Genomic DNA, 16,474 nt, shown 5'->3' with positions numbered 1-16,474 from the left:
TTGAACGCAAATTCTCTGGGAAAGGAGGTTTTCTATGGCTGATATAAAAACCAGAGATGCGGTCAAAGGCACAATAAAGACCATAGATAAAGCCGCCATAGCCAGTGAGCGTATGAAGTCTGCCTATGTGGAGATAAAGGAAAGGGCAGAACAGGGATACTACGCTGACGAAAACTCTGCCACAGAATATGCTGCGGATAGGATTTCTTATGCGGCAGACCGTGTAAAGGACGAAGGTATCCACCAGTTCAATAAGCAGGGGCAAAAGGCAGTTAAGACAACGCAGGAGAATATCGGTAAGGCAAAAGATAAAATAAGCGATTTCAAGCAAAGTCGGGCTGTCAAAGCCGCAGAACAGAAAGCAATACAGAATATGTCAGAACAACACGGCTTGCAGATCCGTCACGGGGTTGCAAGCCGTTCCACTGCATCCGATGTTTCCCAGACAGCAAAATCGCAGTTGATAAAGACCCGACAGCAGGGGCGAAAAATGATTAAGACCACAGCCCGAAATGCAGAAAAAGCGGTGAAATCAACTGCTAAGGGAACGGTCAAGACTACCGAAAAGGGAATTAAAACCGCACAGGCAACTTCTAAGGCGGCAATCAAAACGACGGAAACCTCGGTAAAAACGGCACAGGCAGTGGCAAAGGCGTCTGCGAAAACTGCTCAAAAGGCAGCACAGGCGGCAAAAGCCACCGCAAAGGCAACCGCTGAAGCAACAAAAGCTACGGTCAGAGCCACCATAGCTGCGGTCAAGGCGATTATTGCAGGAACAAAAGCTCTGATTTCCGCTTTAATTGCAGGTGGTTGGATTGCAGTTGTGATTATTCTCATTGTTGTCCTGCTCGGCTGTGCTGTTTCCCTGTTTGGTGGCGGAAGCGGGAGCAACGCCTATACGCCTGTCAGTGCGGAGGTGGAAGCCTACACGCCGCTGATACAGAAGTATGCGAAGCAGTACGGCATCCCCGAATATGTGGAGCTTATCAAGGCGGTGATGATGCAGGAAAGCGGCGGGCGTGGGCTTGACCCCATGCAGGCGGCGGAGGGTAGCTTTAACACAAGGTATCCCCACGAGCCGAACGGGATACAAGACCCAGAATATTCGATTGAGTGCGGTGTACAGGAATTAAAGGCTGCCCTTATCTCTGCCGAGGTAGAAAACCCGATTGATATGGAGCATATCAAACTTGCCTTGCAGGGTTACAATTTCGGCAACGGCTATATCTCGTGGGCTAAGACCAACTATGGCGGCTATTCCTATGCCAATGCGGTAGAGTTCTCCACCATGCAGGCGGCACGGTTAGGTTGGGACAGCTATGGCGACACGCAATATCCCGCCCATGTGCTGCTGTATTATCCATACGGGAGGGCGTTCACAAGCGGCGGTAACCAGGCGATTGTGGAGGTCGCTTTGACACAGCTCGGAAATGAGGGCGGTCAGCCTTATTGGAGTTGGTATGGCTTTGATGGGCGTGTGGAATGGTGTGCCTGCTTCGTATCGTGGTGTGCCGACCAGTGTAGTTATATCGAAAGCGGGATTATCCCAAAATTCGCAGGCTGCGTGGACGGTGCAAATTGGTTTAAGGGTAACGGACAATGGAAAGACCGAAGCTATGAGCCGTCGACAGGCGATATTATCTTTTTTGATTGGGAAGGCGACGGAGAAACCGACCATGTAGGCATTGTGGAGAAATGCGAAAACGGTGTCGTTTACACCGTGGAGGGTAACTCTGGCGACGCTTGCAGGCAAAAGCAATATACGGTTGGAAGCAGCTCCATCTATGGCTACGGCGTTCCTGCCTATTAAGAATGGGCAAAAGAAAAACCAGAGGTTTATTCCTCTGGCTCTTTTGCCTTACATAGTCCGATAACAGTTGCTTCTATAACGGACAGTTCTTTATCGTCTAAATTGTCGAGCTGTGCGTCTAAGCGTCTGCGGACGGAACTTTTTTTGACCTCATTATCTGGGAATATGTACTCGTCAACCGACACATCGAACATCGTAATAAGTTGGATAAATAGCTCGATACTTGGATACTGCCCCTCGTTTTCGATAGACTGAATATGTCTGGGAGCATAGCCGATTATTCCAGATAGTTGCTCCCTTGTCATCCCTCTGGCTTCACGGGCTTTTTTGATAGCCTGTCCTATCGGAGTAAAATCGAAGTCAAAATTATTGTTCCTTTCGTCCATTAGCTCACCACCTATTCTCTGAAAATTTTACTCTTATATTTTACAGAGATGCGGCTTCCAGTTAAACGATGTGAAATCTCTTGGTATAGGAAGTTTAATCTCTTGTAACAAGAGATTAAAGCACGCTTGACATACTTGAAACTAATTTTTTATTCGGATAAACTATAGATAAGTTTACAAAAGCGGACATGAAAAGCGAGGAAAATATGCTCGTATTCTTGTATGCTTATATATGAGGAGGTAAGTAAATGGAATGGTTGAAAAGACTTGGAGCAGCCATTGATTACATAGAGGAAAACTTAGACAAGGAAATATCCTATGATGAAGCAGCTCATATAGCTTGTTGTTCAACATATTATTTTCAACGGATTTTTTCTTATGTATCAGGAGTGTCACTATCAGAGTACATACGCCGCCGTAAAATGACACAGGCTGCATTTGAGTTACAAAGAACAGATAATAAGGTTATTGATGTTGCTCACAAATACGGGTATTCATCTCCAACATCCTTTAACCGTGCTTTTCAAAGCGTACACGGGATAGCACCTATAGCGGCAAAAAGTATGGGATGTACCTTGTGTGCATATCCATCAATCCAATTTTCTATAATAGTTTTGGGAGGCAGTGCAATGGCATATCACATTGAAGAAAAGAAAAGTATTCGCATTATAGGAATTAGAATACCTCTTGTTGAAGATGCAGAGGAAAATATGCGGAATGTTCCTGCGTTCTGGAAAAAGGCAGTATTGGATGGCAGTATCTCCAAATTAGCAGAGCTATCAAACAAAAATCCAGACGGCATTTTAGGAGTCAGCGTTTATAATAATCCAGAGGATATATATTATTATATCGCTGTTTCGAGCAACATTCCCGTGCCAGAGGGAATGGTAGAATACATGATACCAGAGGGTATGTGGGTTGTTTTTGAAAACGACGGAGTATTTAAGGAAGATGTGCAGAGTGTTTTTCGCAGATTTTTGACAGAATTTCTACCGTTTTCTGGTTATGAATATGCAGGACTTCCAGATGTTGAAATATATCCAGTCTGCAAAGGACAGTCATCCAAAGGACATTCCGAGGTGTGGATTGCAATCAAAAAAGCAAAGGAGATTTAAGTATGTATCATTTAAGATTAAAAGGCGACCATTATCAGATGGGCGTAAAAAGAGGAAACATATTTCAAAAAGCTCATATTTCCTTTCCACTCCAGTTGGATAATTTTCAATTGGAACACGGGAAACAAAGCGAAGAAATTTTAAGAAAGTTTTTCCCAGAGATATGTGAGGAAGTAAGAGGCGTAAGTGACGCCATTGGCACAGATTATCTACACTTCATTTCTTGGATGTTGTGTATGGGCTGCTGTATGTATAACTTGGAGAACAACATCCCCGTTGAGGTTAGGGGCTGTACTGCTTTTGCATATTCAAGCAATGGCAGAACAATATACGGTAGAAATAATGACTTACCACCTTATCTGCGTGAAGGAAGCAAAAGTGAAATCTATGCACCGAAAAATGGAAACAGGTTCAATATCACTACTTCCTCTTTCATTAACGGCGAAGAAGGAGTGAATGAACACGGATTTGCTGTAGCAATGACTTTTGTAATGACCGACCTTGAAAAGATAAAAGCAGGTTTCAATTCTTGCTTTATTGTAAGATATTTGCTTGAAAAGGCAGATAATACCGAACAGGCGGTTTCCCTTCTTATGGGCTTGCCAGTATCTTCTAACTGCAATATTTTACTTGCAGATAAAAAAGGCAATATGGTAGTGGTTGAATGTACGCCAATTCTCAAAAAAGTTCGGGCGGCAGAAATTTTTGAAAATGGCAGTATTGTTTGTACTGTTAATAGTTTTACATCTGATGAGATGAAACCATATGACGATGCAAAAGGAAATGATTATGACTCGCACAGGCGTTACAGGACAGTATTAGACAGCTTTTCTTCGGAACGCATAAAAGATGAATACATTGAAACTACCGAACATCTCTTAAAAGGTGATTATGGGTTTATGTGCCAATATGATGATGAGCCAGATTTTGAAACAGTTTGGAGTTCAATATTTGATTTAGACAGCTTAGTAATCTATCGTGCAGAGGGTGACCCCAGAAAAAAGAAATTTGTTACAGATAATCGGTTACATGACCTTATAAGGCGAGGATAATATGCTGAGTATAAATTCCCAATGGATTTTATGTCCTCTTTGTGGGAACAAAACCCGAAACAAAATCAGAGAAGACACAGTTTTGAAAAACTATCCTCTTTACTGCCCGAAATGTAGACAGGAAACTTTAATTGAAGTCGAGAATTTACAAGTAACCGTCATCAAAGAGCCAGACGCACAGACGCAGAGCCGATGAACTTGAGAAAGCTTTCACAGTTCATCGGCTCTGTTACTACTTTTATGCTTGATTTTATTGCCTGTCACAGGGGATAGAAGCTGTTATCTTCATTTTCTGTTCGGCAACAGCTAAACTTCTATGCAAAGGGATTGCCATAAATACTGTAATAAGTGCAGAGAGAACATCGGCAATCGGCTGTGCATATAAAATACCGTTTAATCCCCATATAAATGGAAAAATTAAGATAACGGGAATGAAGCAGATACCTTGTCGGCAAGCTCCAAGAATAAACCCTTCTTTTCCTTTTCCAAGAGCAAGGAATAAAGAGGAATATACCGTGTAGTATCCAAACAGCATAAATGTAATACCGTTTACTCTTAAAGAGGAAGCTCCAATGTGAATCATTTCTGTGTTTCCAGTTGTAAACTGTGAAACAATGGTCGTAGAAAACAGACTGAATAATAAACCTACGATCACACAAAAAATAGTTGACCATAAGATGGAAATTTTGATTGCAGTACGCAGACGATCAAATTTTTTCGCCCCATAACTGTAACCTGCAATCGGTTGAAAACCTTTGATAAAACCAAATACTGTTAAGCTGCCCATAGATATAAGACGGGTAACAACGCCCATTCCCGCTATGGCTGAATCGCCGTAATTACCAGCGGCATTGTTTATTAGAGAGATAGAAATACTTGTTAATAATTGAAATACAAGTGTCGGAACGCCAATTTTGAAAATTTCAGATAGAATTTCTTTAGAAAAGGTACAGTCCTTTATTCTAAACTGAAAAGCACTTTTTTGTCTGAAAATATAAAACAGATACACAAGAGTAGATACTACCTGAGAAATTGCTGTGGCAATAGCAGCTCCTGCAACACCAAAATTAAAAGTGTATATAAATAATGGATCTAACCCGATATTGAGGACTGCACCTAACAACAAGGCACACATTGTAGTTTTTGCTGCTCCTTCACTTGTCACGATATTGTTCATTGTGACATTAAAAACATTGAAAATGCAAGAAACAATGTAAATACCGGCATAGGTAGCCGCATAAGGAAGGACACTTTCTGTTGCACCTAAAAGTCTTAGAATGGGGTTCAAAAAGAGGATTGATAAAACAATCATAATTGCACCGACAACAAGACTGCTATATAGTGCAGTGCTTGCCACTTTGTTTGCCTGATCCTTATTTCTTTGTCCTAACAGTCGAGAAATGTAGGATGCTGCCCCATTGCCAAAAAGTAATCCTAAGCCGACGACTACTTGACCGAGAGGATACACAACCGAGATGGCAGCCATTTGACTTTCGCCTAAGCCACCTACAAAATAGGCATCAACAAGATTGTACAAGGCGTTGATGAGCATACCAATCATTGTTGGAATACCCATAGCTAAAAGGGCTTTTGGAATTGGAGCATTGCCCAATAACTCCAATTTTCTGTTTTGATTGTCCATAGTGTTCTTTCTCCTTTCACTTGACAAATAGAATAAAATATACTACTATAAATTATAGCAGTTGAAACGCAAGTGGTATTCTACTATAATTTATAGTAGTTGTCAAGAGAGTAAAGGAGGAAATTGATATGGCGACCATTGACTTAATTGTTTTGGGAATGTTAAAGAAAGAACCTCTGAGTGCGTATGACCTTCAAAAGTTGGTAGAGTACCGCAATATTTCAAAATGGGTAAAAATTAGTACCCCGTCTATTTATAAAAAGGTTATCCAGTTGGAGGAAAAAGGATATATTTCAAGTCATATAGAAAAAGAGGGTAAAATGCCAGAAAAATCAGTGTATTCTTTAACTGAAAAAGGGAAACAGCAGTTTGAAAAATTGATGCTTGAAATATCCTGTAAGCCGATAAACATTTTTTTGGATTTTAATGCTGTCATTGTAAATCTGGACAGTATGTCCAGAGAAAGACAGCAAGAATGTCTGGATAATATTGAGAGCAGTATGGAGGTATTGAAAAAATATCTGGAAGAAAATATTGCTTTGAAAAAGAGTAAAGAAGATATTCCTGTTACGGGTATGGCAGTTTTACGGCAACAATACACATTGGCAGAGGCAATAGAGGAGTGGATTGCTTCATTAAAAAAAGAAATCAATTCGTAAAAGTGCATGGTAGGAACAAAAGAAATGCTGTTATTTTTTAGTTTGGATTGTAATGAGATTGTAAGAAGTGGTTGCTATACTGAATTTACAAAATAAAAACAGAAATTTGGAGGTTTTAATATGGCAATACTTGAAACAAAAGATTTACGAAAGATATACGGAAGCGGAGAAAACGAAGTCCATGCTTTGGATGGGGTATCCATTTCCGTAGAGGAAGGCGAATTTGTTGCTGTTATCGGTACATCGGGCAGCGGTAAATCTACACTACTCAACATGATTGGTGGGTTAGACCGTCCTACTTCTGGTAGTGTTACTATCCGAGGAAAAGAACTGTTGAAAATGAAAGACGAGGAACTGACGATTTTTAGGCGTCGAAACATTGGCTTTGTTTTTCAGAATTATAATCTGCTTCCTGTTCTTAATGTGTATGAGAACATTGTGTACCCTATTGAGATCGATGGTGGCAAGACCGATACAAGATTTGTAAAAGAGATTATCCATACTCTTGGCTTGGAACAAAAGCTTAAGAATATGCCGAATAATCTTTCAGGTGGTCAGCAGCAGAGGGTTGCGATTGCCCGTGCCCTTGCGACAAAGCCTGCCATTATCCTTGCCGATGAGCCGACTGGAAATTTGGACTCAAAAACAAGTATGGATGTTATTTTGCTGATGCAGTCGATTAGCCGTCAGTTCCACCAAACCACCATTATGATCACGCACAATGAGGAAATCGCTCAAATGGCAGACCGCACAATCCGCATTGAGGATGGCAAGGTTGTTTCGGGAGGTGTCAGATATGCACGCTAACCGAAATAAAAAAGCAGTTAAGCGAGTAGAAAAGGGAATGATGAAAGCAAACCGTATTCGTAACCTGTTTGCGGTGTTTGCGATCGTTCTCACTACATTTATGATTACTACCGTGTTTAGTTTGGGCATTAACTATATGGAAAATATGAAGTTAATGCAGGTGCGTACCGCAGGCACGACCGCTAATGCTTCCCTTGCGATGCCGACAGAAAAGCAGGAACAGCAGATTAAGAATTTGGAATATGTTAAAACCGTCGGTACGCAGTATATGGTCGGCTCGGTTGCCGAGAAGAACGATGAGGGGCGTGATCTTTCTATCGCACTTTCGTATTACGACACTACTGAATGGGATAAACACTATAAAGAAACAATCAAAGATATAGAAGGGAAATATCCCTCAAATGAAAATGAAATTATGCTGTCAAAGGATGCTCTTTCACAGCTTGGAATGAAAGAGCCGAAGCTGAATATGGAAATCCCTCTGTCCTATTATGATAAAAACGGTCAGCAGGAAAAAAATTTCACTTTAAGCGGATGGTTTCATTCCTATACAGGCACGGGAATGGGCTTTGTTTCCGAAGCGTATTGCAAAAATGCAGGCTATACAATGGCAGAGGACGGCGTTCTTTCTTTGTCGTTGAATAAAATGCCTGATGATTTTTATCGTATTCAAAAAGATGTGGAGCTTAACGAAAATCAATCTTTCGGCGGTGCGGTTTCCATGAAATCATCAAGCGGTTCAGTGATTGCAATGGTAATCCTATTGGTATTCTTTATTATTGGCAGCGGGTATCTCCTTATTTACAATGTTTTGTATATATCCATTTCAAATGATACCCGTTTTTACGGTTTGATGAAAACGCTTGGAACAACGCAAAAACAGATTAAATCACTGGTAAAAAATCAGGCAGTTAAGTTTGCTTGCATTGGTATCCCGATTGGTATTTTGTTAGCCACCGCTGTTTCCTTTGGAATTGTTCCATTTGTGTTGAACGAGGGTTTTGAACAGGGCAAGTCGATGATGGATGCCGAAGTGTTTTTCCATCCATCTATCTATATTTTGTCCGTAATCTTTTCAGCAGTAACCGTTTGGATTGCCTGCAATGCTCCTGCAAAAGCGGCTGCAAAAATTTCGCCAATAGAAGCATTGAAGTTTCAGAATTTTGCACCGAAGAAAACAAAAAGCAGAAATTCCACCAATGGTGGCAAGCTGCATGTGATGGCATTTCATAATGTATTCCGTGACAAAAAGCGTGCTGCCCTTGTGTTTATGTCCTTGTTTATGGGAATTACTATGATTTTAGGCGTAAATGGGGTTATAAGCAGTATGTCGGCTGAGAACTTTATTAAGGAATATATGGACTATAACTTTGAATACACTGATATTCAGTTTGAGCAGTATGAACAGCTCAATAAAGAAGTACCGCAGTTTGACGAACACTTTGTAGAACAAATCAAGCAGCTTGACGGTATTAAAAATATAGATGTTCAAAAAACAGTCTGGGCAGGTATTGACTTTAATGAAAACGATTTAGAAGGCTTTATGAAAATCAAATATGAGGACAGCAAATATAAAGCAAAGGGGCAGTCCTATGAACAGACGATAGAAACACTGAAAGGGTACGCTGAATCTGGTGACTATGGCTGCTATATTACAACGCTTCCAGACGACAGGGTACTGGAAGAATACAATGCAGAGCATCCTGATACGCCTATTGACATGGAAGCATTTAAGCGTGGCGAAACAGCGATTGCAGGAAAAGATACCGAATATAACGCTCCTAATACCGCTTTAGTGGGTGAAACATTGACACTAACTGCCGACAGTACAGACGGCAAGGCAACTGATTTCAAAATTGGCGGAGCTTTTTACTATGACGATTATGATAATACTCTTTCAGAAGGTATTGGCAGACGCAAAGAAATAAATATGGTGCCAGATGTTATCTTTGTCAGCGAAGCGGGTATGGAACGCCTGACAAAAGAACCAATAATTTCCGCAATCGGCGTTGACATTAAGAATTTCAACGATTTAGAGCGAATTGACAGCGAATTACAGGCGATCAACAGTACCTTGACCACATCGGAGTGGCAGCTGAAATCTTCCGTGAATCAGAAAGAACTATATAACCAGATGAACTACTCTTTGAGCTTGCTGGGAAACGGTGCTGCAATTCTGCTCATTGTCATCGGCTTGATTAACTTTGTAAATGTTATGTTGACGGGTGTGGTGGCAAGGAAAAATGAATTTGCCATTATGGAAAGTATCGGAACAACGAAAAAGCAGATCAGGAAGATATTGACCTTAGAAGGCGGTATTTATGCTCTGATTTCTACTCTGCTGATTATGACTTTTGGTAATGCGTTCCTAATGTTGGTGGCAGATGCAGTTCCGCATATGGCAAACTATGCAGTATTTAAATACCCTGTTGCACTTGTCATCGGTTTGATCGCAGCAATCTTTGTAATTTGCTTAAGCGTTCCTGCCATTGTTTACAAGGCAACTTCTGATGAAACGGTCATTGAAAGACTGCACAATTTTGATAGTTAAATGAGGTTGTGGGACGGACGCAGCATTGCTGCGTCTGTTCCTGCAATTTTGTATATTGAGGAAGGTGGTGCGTTTTGCGGCTATGGCAAATATTTTTCTACTTGAAGATGACAAAATTCTGAGCAAGGGTATTTCTATCGCCCTAAAAAAAGACGAGCATATGGTCACAGCAGTCTATGGGTATTTGGAAGCATTGAAGCAATACCAAAAACAAAAGTATGATTTGTTTCTGCTTGATATTAACCTGCCTGACGGCAATGGTTTGGAATTTTGTGAAAAAATTCGTGAAACATCGGAAACACCCGTATTATTTCTAACTGCTAATGATACGGAAGAAGATATGTTGGAAGGGTTTGGCGTGGGTTGTGATGATTATATATCAAAGCCTTTTTCTATCGAAGTTTTACGGAAAAAAGTATTGGCAGTTCTAAAACGAAGTGGCGTAGGAAAATTTCGTATGAAATACAGAGATTTAGAGTTAGATAAAGAAAAGTGTCTTGTTTTGATGAAGGGACAGGAAATACATTTGACCTCAACAGAATACAAATTGCTCCTTTATCTAATGGAAAACAGGGGAAGGGTTGTTACAAAGGCAATGCTTTTGGAACAGCTTTGGGATATAGATGGAAACTTTGTTGATGATAATACCGTGCGTGTGAATATTAAGCGGCTAAGGCAGAAACTGAATGATGAAAAGCAGGAATACATTGTAACAGTTTTTGGCATGGGCTACTCTTTTGGAGAATGACGATGAAGCATTTTGTGATTTATAGAAAACTGATTTTAATTATAGGTACTGCTACGGCGGTGGTATCTGTTGGTGTGTTCTTTTTTATGGAGGACATCCTTTTCCGTACGCTTTTTATCTCTTTTGCATTTGTATTTTTTGGGGGTCTGTTGTTCCTGCTGGACTTTCTGCACAACCGCTATAATGATAATCTGTTAGAGGAGATTACGCTGCTCATTGAAGCATTGGTAGAACAGCAGGAACGGACGGTCTTTTCAGAAGCTGAGGATACCCTGACCGCACGGCTGCAGCATCAACTTCTAAAACTCCGCAATATTTTAAAGGCACAGAATCAAATGCTGACACAGGAGAAAGAACAGATTAAAACTTTAATCTCCGATATTTCGCATCAAATTAAAACGCCCGTAGCAGCGGCAAACACCTTTGCACAGTTATTAGGTGATACAGGGTTATCCGATGAGGAGAGAAGGGAATATATTGCCACCTTGCAGATGTCCCTTGAAAAGCTGACTTTTTTGACAAACAGTTTGATTAAAATGTCCCGTTTGGAAAGTGGCATTATCCGATTAAAACCTGAACAAAGCAGTTTAAATGATATTGTTATGCAAGCGGTAAAAACGGTTTATGCCAAAGCAAGGGATAAAAATATTACGATTACCTTTGATTGTGGGCAGACCTTTGAAGCCCTGCTTGATTTTAACTGGACGGCAGAAGCTGTTACCAATGTACTTGACAATGCTGTGAAATATACACCAAGCGGAGGAGTTGTGGACTTGAAAATCACCGAATATCCATCGTATTTGCGATTGGATGTATCCGATAACGGAATTGGCATTCCTGAAGAAGAACAGGCAAAAATCTTCGGCAGATTTTACCGTGGAAAGCAGTCAGCAGGAGTTGACGGTGTAGGGATCGGTTTATATCTTACCCGTGATATTGTGAATAAGCAGAACGGGTATATCAAGGTGGCATCCGATGAAAAAGGTACGATATTTTCTTTATTCTTGAAAAAAGTTTAGAGAATAATAGTAATTCCAGATAAGTGTACGATATGAATTTGTCAAGATAGTAAATATAAAATAGAAAGATTAAATAAAACATGATAAATGGAGATGGATAATTTATGATTTCAGAATGGATAATTTGCCCGATTTGTGGCAACAAAACCCGTGATAGAGTTAGAGAAGATACTGTTTTAAAGAATTATCCTCTTTACTGTCCGAAATGTAAGAAAGAAACTTTAATAAATGCAAAGAAATTACATATAACCGTCATCAAAGAGCCAGACGCATAGACGCAGAGCCGATGAACTTGTGAGATAACCTCATAAGTCATCGGCTCTTTTTTTACATGAATATAGAATTTGACAAGTCCGCCAAATAAAAAAAACGGTGTTTTGGTGGGCAATTTTGTCATGCTCAGATGGCTATTTTATCCCTCCAGACCTGTTTCAAGTTTGGAGGGATTTCTTATGTGTTGGTCTGATAACACTGTGCTGCTGATTTTAAGCAGCAGTTATTTACATACCGTTCGATAGAGATGAGAATAATCTGTTAAAAAAATTCTTATCTCCATTTGGGGAAATTATGTTCCAAAAGTAGATGTTAAATATCTATATAATAGAATTGTTATTTCTTATAACCGTAAGGGTTTGACAGCCTTTGCGGTTTTTCTTTTGTCGTTTTTTGTTGAATTAAGTCGTAAGCCTGTTTGTGGCGTAGGGTGTCGTTCACCGCCGATCAATCTGAAATTTCAAAAATTCAGATTGATTGGAGGAACAAAGAATGAATGAAAAACATCCTAACCGAAAAAAGGACAAGCATAACCCTTATACGCTGATGATTGTAGAGGGCAGATATTACCTCTCTTTTAAAGATGGGCGGGGTGTTATGCAAAATATTGAAATAGAGAAAGTGCTGTATGACCTGTTTAACCGTTTTGAGCTTGAGGATATTTCCTATCTTAATCGGGTGAGCAGGCACATTGAACACTCCGAGTTGACAGAAAACTCCTTGAATGACCGAGTTTTTTATAAGGAAGAAAGTCTTGAGGAAACCGTTTCAAGGTGCATCGAATACGAACTGCTACATAAGGCAATATCAAAACTGCCCGAAACACAAAGACGCAGGCTGCTGTTGTACTTTTTCGGAGAGTTGTCCTATGAGCAGATTGCCAAGTTGGAGGGATGCACCAAAATGGCGGTTAAAGGAAGCGTTGACATTGCACTAAAGAAGTTAAAAAAACTTTTTGAAAAATTTTAATTTTAGCCTATACGAAACCGCTTTTAAGTGAGCAAACAGGTGAGAGGGATTAAATTCCTTCCACCTGTTTTGCTTTGTGTGGCGAAAACGGGAGTGATCCTTGACAACCGAATATCCATTCGCCAAATACTTCCTCTTTGTGATTGTGATGAGCATAAGCGTGTGCAGCGGTACGCCAAGACCTGTTAAGAAGCAGCGAGCGATGAAAGGGGGTGATCTCATTCATTACCGACTGAAAATATCGGATTGCTTCCGATTTCGCCATAACCCACAAAGAGAATAATGGTACTCCCGTCCAGTCACAGTCCGAGCGTGATAAAACCGTCGCAGGCAATGAGGGCGGCTCTGGCAGACCGTCAGAGGGGTGGAACTCCCGTGGTGTCAGTTCGCTACTGACCGTTTGGCGACTTCCCATAGCATTTCGGGGTGTCGAGGACAAATTGAAATGCTCCTATCATAAAGCCAGATAAAAGGTAGTCATAGGAACAGAGATTTTGCTTATACTCTCCCGACCTTAAATACTTCCTTTTGTTTGGCTGCCTACATAGGCAGAACATACCTGCCTAAATAAATCTGGGAGGTCAAACATAATGGAAAGAAAAATCAAGCGTGGAGATATTTACTACGCAAATCTAAATCCTGTTATCGGCTCGGAGCAAGGCGGAACAAGACCTGTACTTATCATTTCAAACGATGTCGGCAATAAGCATAGCCCTACGGTCATTGTCGCACCCATCACAAGCCGAATACACACTAAAGCAAAATTGCCGACACACACTTTAATCAATGATTTTGAAGGTTTGGATAAGAACTCAATTATCCTGTTTGAACAAATCCGCACCATAGACAAACAACGCCTGCGTAAATATGTTGGTATGCTATCCACAGTCATAATGGCAAGAGCCGATAAAGCTCTTGCCATTAGTATTTCTTTGAGGGAGGTCAATAATGAATGAAATTAAGGTAGATAAAAATGTAGCGGCTCTGAAACTCATTGAGATACTTCTTGAAAAAGGAATGATAAATCAAGCCACATATACAAATATCGTGAAACACGCAAATTCGCACATTTCACAGGCGGCTTGATAATCAGTACAATATATTCAGAAAAATGAATTGGAGGTATGCTTAATGAACACAGCAGTAAATGAATATAATTACAGATTTAAGCTCACAGATTATTCTCTGTTTGACAGAAACAGAGCCAGAAAAGTTGCTATTTATGGTCGTGTTTCAACAGAACACGAAGCACAGTTATCTGCATTGGAAAATCAGTTACAATGGTATGATGACCAAGTAAAATATCATCCGAACTGGACGGTCTGTGAACGATATATTGATGAAGGTATCACGGGAACACAGGCAAAAAAACGCCCTGCCTTTTTGAAAATGATTGAAGATGCCAAGCAAGGTAAATTTGATTTAATTGTTACCAGAGAGGTATGCCGTTTTGCACGAAATGTTGTGGATACCCTTGTTGTTACAAGAGAGTTAAAAGGCATAGGCGTTGAGGTGTTTTTTATCGACGATAATATTTGGACAATGGACGGAGATGGAGAACTGCGGCTATCTCTTATGGCAACATTGGCACAGGAAGAAAGTCGCAAGACTTCCGAGCGTGTAAAAGCAGGTCAGAAAATCAGCCGTGATAATGGTGTTCTCTATGGAAACGGTAATATTTTAGGTTATGACCGTGTTGGAGATACCTATGTTATCAATGAGGAACAGGCAGAAACGGTCAGAATGATATATGATTTGTATCTGCAAGGTTATGGCTCGATGAAAATCGCAAAGATTTTGACGGAGCGAAAAAGGAAAACAGCTTCTGGACTTATAAAGTGGAGCGTTTCAAATATTATGAGAGCGATTAAAAATGCCACTTACACAGGAACAAAGTGTTACAACAAATCCAGAAGCAATAACTTTTTAGAGCAGAAGCGAATAAACAATCTTGATATGTCCACTTATGAATATGTTGAGGGTGATTTCCCTTCTATTATTTCTCAAGAGATATGGAATAAAGCACAGGCGATAAGGGAAAGTAGAGTAAAACCTGTATGTGTATCGGCAGGGAAAAACACACATAGTAAGCGTGATTCACGAGATATATGGGTCAATAAGCTACGTTGTTCCTGCGGCTCATCATACCGTAAAAATAAATGGCATACGAAATTGGACGGAAAAACCTCTTACGGTTATCAATGCTACAATCAGCTTAACAACGGAATTAAACGGAAAAGAGCTGAAATCGGTTTAGATACTGAGGGATATTGTGACAGCAGAATGATAACCGATTGGAAACTCGATTTTATGGCAAAAGCTTTGTTAGAGCATCTCTGGACGGAGAGAAAAGAGTCTGTACTGATTGCGTTAGACCTTATTAAGTATTATTATAAGGAAGAAAAATCTAACGAAACTCAATCCGATACGGTAACGATACAGGCGAAATTGGATAAGGCAAATAGCAGACTGACTAACTTGATTGCTATGAGAGCTGATGGAGAGATTTCCAAGGACGAGTATCAAGCAATGAGAAGTCCTGTCGATGAAGAAATCAAGAAACTTCAAAAAGCACTTGATGAAATTCCACAGGAAAAAAGCAATCCGAAAGGATTGGATATAGAGGGTATCCGTTCCACTCTGAACAGCTTTATTGATTTTAGTGGTAGCACTATCAGCCACGATGTTGTCAATCAGTTTGTATATCTGATAACACCGACATCGGATACTACATTTGATTGGTATGTTAATCTGAATGGGACAGCAGATGTGAAAGCAACCTTTACAGCGGAAGGCAGAAAGAAAAACTGCATTATCAAATTGGAGGAAATCGAAAAGATTTCCTCGGTACATAGGGAAAAGAATGAGGACAATGCTCATTTCATTAAAAACCCCCATATTTTTACCTATCTGCACATACGGCAAGGTCGCCGTCACCGGTGCAGTCGATATACGTTTTGGCGCTGTATGCCGTGAACCCGGCTTTGTTCGCCGTTACAATGGCGTGCACTTCGCCGTTTTCGGCATCCACGTCGCAGAGAAATGTGTTGAACAGCACCGTAACGCCGTATTCCTGCATCAGGTCGTCATAGATGCGTTTCAGCCCCTCCGGGTCAATCGGCACCCAGTCAACGTCGGTCGGTGCCACGTGCGGAGAAAGTGCCTTCGAGCGCTCGAAAACGGTCTCGGCAAGACCGCGGTAAATGATTCTCTCTTTATCCGAAAACGGACACCATGCGGGGACTAATCCGGAAGTGCCCATGCCGCCGAGCGAGCCGGTTGCTTCCAGTAAAAGCGTTTTTGCGCCGGTGCGCGCCGCTGCGGCCGCCGCCGTGCAGCCCGAGGGGCCGCCGCCAACCACGATCACGTCGTAATCGGTATTGAGCGGAATGGAACGGGATCTAAGGGTATACATGTTGAACCTCTTTTCATCTTTAGATCAG

Annotated in this window: 18 protein-coding genes; 14 read left to right on the top strand and 4 right to left on the bottom strand. The window is 40.8% G+C overall.

Annotated features, from left to right (window positions below; translation table 11 throughout):
* Positions 1–34: 34 nt before the first annotated feature.
* Positions 35–1,810, top strand: a complete 1,776-nt coding sequence (locus ACI0CA_RS08170) for a lysozyme family protein (RefSeq protein ID WP_025577684.1) — start codon at positions 35–37, stop codon at positions 1,808–1,810.
* A gap of 26 nt (positions 1,811–1,836) precedes the next feature.
* Here ACI0CA_RS08170 and ACI0CA_RS08165 read toward each other — a convergent pair whose 3' ends face one another.
* Entirely contained in the window at positions 1,837–2,196 is a 360-nt protein-coding gene (locus ACI0CA_RS08165) for a helix-turn-helix transcriptional regulator (protein ID WP_025577685.1), read from the bottom strand.
* A 248-nt stretch (positions 2,197–2,444) separates the two neighbouring features.
* Between ACI0CA_RS08165 and ACI0CA_RS08160 the strand changes: the two genes are divergently transcribed.
* Genes ACI0CA_RS08160 through ACI0CA_RS08150 form a run of 3 tightly spaced genes read left to right on the top strand, consistent with a single transcriptional unit; the run spans position 2,445 to position 4,559 of the window.
* Positions 2,445–3,311 carry an effector binding domain-containing protein gene (locus ACI0CA_RS08160; protein ID WP_446806939.1) on the top strand — a complete coding sequence of 289 codons (867 nt, stop codon included), beginning with the start codon at positions 2,445–2,447 and terminating at the stop codon, positions 3,309–3,311.
* Complete coding sequence (locus ACI0CA_RS08155) at positions 3,278–4,363, top strand: C45 family autoproteolytic acyltransferase/hydolase (protein ID WP_446806940.1); 1,086 nt, start codon at positions 3,278–3,280, stop codon at positions 4,361–4,363. The genes ACI0CA_RS08160 and ACI0CA_RS08155 overlap by 34 nt, the downstream gene beginning before the upstream one ends.
* 1 nt (position 4,364) lies before the next feature.
* Positions 4,365–4,559: a cysteine-rich KTR domain-containing protein gene (locus ACI0CA_RS08150; protein WP_081703188.1), complete on the top strand. Its 195-nt coding sequence runs from the start codon at positions 4,365–4,367 to the stop codon at positions 4,557–4,559.
* A gap of 54 nt (positions 4,560–4,613) precedes the next feature.
* Here ACI0CA_RS08150 and ACI0CA_RS08145 read toward each other — a convergent pair whose 3' ends face one another.
* Positions 4,614–6,005 (bottom strand): MATE family efflux transporter, encoded by a 1,392-nt coding sequence (locus tag ACI0CA_RS08145; RefSeq protein WP_025577690.1) that lies wholly within the window; start codon positions 6,003–6,005, stop codon positions 4,614–4,616.
* Between the two features lie 128 nt (positions 6,006–6,133).
* Here ACI0CA_RS08145 and ACI0CA_RS08140 point away from each other — a divergent pair, with 128 nt between their 5' ends.
* From ACI0CA_RS08140 to ACI0CA_RS08110, 7 genes are all read left to right on the top strand, one after another.
* Positions 6,134–6,664, top strand: a complete 531-nt coding sequence (locus ACI0CA_RS08140) for a PadR family transcriptional regulator (protein ID WP_009320282.1) — start codon at positions 6,134–6,136, stop codon at positions 6,662–6,664.
* Positions 6,665–6,784: 120 nt separating this feature from the next.
* Positions 6,785–7,471 (top strand): ABC transporter ATP-binding protein, encoded by a 687-nt coding sequence (locus ACI0CA_RS08135; protein WP_009243486.1) that lies wholly within the window; start codon positions 6,785–6,787, stop codon positions 7,469–7,471.
* A complete protein-coding gene (locus tag ACI0CA_RS08130) occupies positions 7,461–10,022 on the top strand; it encodes an ABC transporter permease (protein WP_025577694.1) in 2,562 nt (853 codons plus the stop codon). Before ACI0CA_RS08135 ends, ACI0CA_RS08130 begins: the two co-directional genes overlap by 11 nt.
* A 25-nt stretch (positions 10,023–10,047) precedes the next feature.
* The gene (locus ACI0CA_RS08125) at positions 10,048–10,770 is read left to right on the top strand and encodes a response regulator transcription factor (protein ID WP_446806941.1); all 723 of its coding nucleotides are present in this window, start codon (positions 10,048–10,050) and stop codon (positions 10,768–10,770) included.
* Positions 10,771–10,784: 14 nt separating this feature from the next.
* Complete coding sequence (locus ACI0CA_RS08120; RefSeq protein ID WP_446806984.1) at positions 10,785–11,789, top strand: sensor histidine kinase; 1,005 nt, start codon at positions 10,785–10,787, stop codon at positions 11,787–11,789.
* Between the two features lie 104 nt (positions 11,790–11,893).
* A complete protein-coding gene (locus tag ACI0CA_RS08115) occupies positions 11,894–12,064 on the top strand; it encodes a cysteine-rich KTR domain-containing protein (protein ID WP_011527997.1) in 171 nt (56 codons plus the stop codon).
* Positions 12,065–12,554: 490 nt separating this feature from the next.
* Positions 12,555–13,031 (top strand): RNA polymerase sigma factor, encoded by a 477-nt coding sequence (locus ACI0CA_RS08110; protein WP_025577699.1) that lies wholly within the window; start codon positions 12,555–12,557, stop codon positions 13,029–13,031.
* Between the two features lie 49 nt (positions 13,032–13,080).
* On the opposite strand, the gene ACI0CA_RS08105 is transcribed toward ACI0CA_RS08110, so the two are convergent.
* On the bottom strand, positions 13,081–13,257 hold the full coding sequence (locus ACI0CA_RS08105) for a hypothetical protein (RefSeq protein WP_446806983.1): 177 nt from the start codon (positions 13,255–13,257) through the stop codon (positions 13,081–13,083).
* 364 nt (positions 13,258–13,621) lie between these two features.
* Between ACI0CA_RS08105 and ACI0CA_RS08100 the strand changes: the two genes are divergently transcribed.
* From ACI0CA_RS08100 to ACI0CA_RS08090, 3 genes are read left to right on the top strand one after another with little or no spacing between them, the layout of a single operon-like run.
* The gene (locus tag ACI0CA_RS08100; protein ID WP_025577701.1) at positions 13,622–13,987 is read left to right on the top strand and encodes a type II toxin-antitoxin system PemK/MazF family toxin; all 366 of its coding nucleotides are present in this window, start codon (positions 13,622–13,624) and stop codon (positions 13,985–13,987) included.
* Complete coding sequence (locus tag ACI0CA_RS08095) at positions 13,980–14,117, top strand: hypothetical protein (protein ID WP_158563395.1); 138 nt, start codon at positions 13,980–13,982, stop codon at positions 14,115–14,117. Before ACI0CA_RS08100 ends, ACI0CA_RS08095 begins: the two co-directional genes overlap by 8 nt.
* A 45-nt stretch (positions 14,118–14,162) precedes the next feature.
* Positions 14,163–16,007, top strand: coding sequence for a recombinase family protein (locus ACI0CA_RS08090; RefSeq protein WP_446806943.1), 1,845 nt, complete (start codon positions 14,163–14,165; stop codon positions 16,005–16,007).
* On the opposite strand, the gene ACI0CA_RS08085 is transcribed toward ACI0CA_RS08090, so the two are convergent.
* Positions 15,934–16,446, bottom strand: a complete 513-nt coding sequence (locus ACI0CA_RS08085) for an FAD-dependent oxidoreductase (RefSeq protein ID WP_446806944.1) — start codon at positions 16,444–16,446, stop codon at positions 15,934–15,936. The genes ACI0CA_RS08090 and ACI0CA_RS08085 overlap by 74 nt on opposite strands.
* Positions 16,447–16,474: the final 28 nt, after the last annotated feature.

The organism is Hominenteromicrobium mulieris (assembly GCF_046197855.1).
Taxonomy (GTDB): domain Bacteria; phylum Bacillota; class Clostridia; order Oscillospirales; family Acutalibacteraceae; genus Hominenteromicrobium; species Hominenteromicrobium mulieris.
Note: the sequence above shows the minus strand (reverse complement) of the source record. Positions and strands in the feature narration are given on the sequence as shown.

Excerpts from the sequence above, each read along its gene's own strand:
- ACI0CA_RS08115 (WP_011527997.1), top strand. The coding sequence starts at position 11,894 with ATGATTTCAGAATGGATAATTTGCCCGATTTGTGGCAACAAAACCCGT.
- ACI0CA_RS08140 (WP_009320282.1), top strand. The coding sequence starts at position 6,134 with ATGGCGACCATTGACTTAATTGTTTTGGGAATGTTAAAGAAAGAACCT.
- ACI0CA_RS08095 (WP_158563395.1), top strand. The coding sequence starts at position 13,980 with ATGAATGAAATTAAGGTAGATAAAAATGTAGCGGCTCTGAAACTCATT.
- ACI0CA_RS08085 (WP_446806944.1), bottom strand. The coding sequence starts at position 16,446 with ATGTATACCCTTAGATCCCGTTCCATTCCGCTCAATACCGATTACGAC.
- ACI0CA_RS08090 (WP_446806943.1), top strand. The coding sequence starts at position 14,163 with ATGAACACAGCAGTAAATGAATATAATTACAGATTTAAGCTCACAGAT.
- ACI0CA_RS08135 (WP_009243486.1), top strand. The coding sequence starts at position 6,785 with ATGGCAATACTTGAAACAAAAGATTTACGAAAGATATACGGAAGCGGA.
- ACI0CA_RS08170 (WP_025577684.1), top strand. The coding sequence starts at position 35 with ATGGCTGATATAAAAACCAGAGATGCGGTCAAAGGCACAATAAAGACC.
- ACI0CA_RS08105 (WP_446806983.1), bottom strand. The coding sequence starts at position 13,257 with ATGAATGAGATCACCCCCTTTCATCGCTCGCTGCTTCTTAACAGGTCT.
- ACI0CA_RS08130 (WP_025577694.1), top strand. The coding sequence starts at position 7,461 with ATGCACGCTAACCGAAATAAAAAAGCAGTTAAGCGAGTAGAAAAGGGA.
- ACI0CA_RS08165 (WP_025577685.1), bottom strand. The coding sequence starts at position 2,196 with ATGGACGAAAGGAACAATAATTTTGACTTCGATTTTACTCCGATAGGA.
- ACI0CA_RS08160 (WP_446806939.1), top strand. The coding sequence starts at position 2,445 with ATGGAATGGTTGAAAAGACTTGGAGCAGCCATTGATTACATAGAGGAA.
- ACI0CA_RS08100 (WP_025577701.1), top strand. The coding sequence starts at position 13,622 with ATGGAAAGAAAAATCAAGCGTGGAGATATTTACTACGCAAATCTAAAT.
- ACI0CA_RS08145 (WP_025577690.1), bottom strand. The coding sequence starts at position 6,005 with ATGGACAATCAAAACAGAAAATTGGAGTTATTGGGCAATGCTCCAATT.
- ACI0CA_RS08150 (WP_081703188.1), top strand. The coding sequence starts at position 4,365 with ATGCTGAGTATAAATTCCCAATGGATTTTATGTCCTCTTTGTGGGAAC.
- ACI0CA_RS08110 (WP_025577699.1), top strand. The coding sequence starts at position 12,555 with ATGAATGAAAAACATCCTAACCGAAAAAAGGACAAGCATAACCCTTAT.